General features: G+C 65.9%; 1 protein-coding gene. It reads right to left on the bottom strand.

What is annotated here, in order from left to right:
- Window positions 1-431, bottom strand: a 431-nt coding sequence (locus ACT3S6_RS15915) for a hypothetical protein (RefSeq protein WP_444555780.1), incomplete at both ends; no start/stop codon positions are given.

The raw sequence follows: 431 nt of genomic DNA, 5'->3' as shown, positions 1-431 counted from the left end.
TCCCGGTCATCGGGCCGATGGATCGCCGGTGGCCCGTAAGCACCGGCATTACGCTTCAAACGCCGCTTCCTGGCCGCGTGGGCGTGGGTGGTCATCGCGTAACGGCCCCGTTCGGGACACGGGGAGGAAGGATCCGGCACGTCTTGGACCCGACCCCATAAACAGATCTGCAGGTCCTGATACTTCTCGTACTCGTACTCGATCTTGCTCGACTCGATCGTGAAGGCCTTCGGCGCGATGACCGCTGGCGGTGAGACCGTGGGGATCACCGCTTCAGGATCCGCAGGCGGCGCCGCCACCCCACCGGTGGTTCGGGAGCTCTGCCAGGGATCCGCCAAGGCCCAGGGAGCTGCCGGGTAGCCAACCCGCCTGGTTCCGAACAGACTCGTGACCAGGATCGTGCCCCCGGCGCGTTGTTCGACCTCGAGCAA

The organism is Arthrobacter sp. AOP36-C1-22 (genome assembly GCF_052377515.1).
Lineage (GTDB): Bacteria > Actinomycetota > Actinomycetes > Actinomycetales > Micrococcaceae > Arthrobacter_H.
This window is presented reverse-complemented; position numbering and strand designations above follow the sequence as displayed.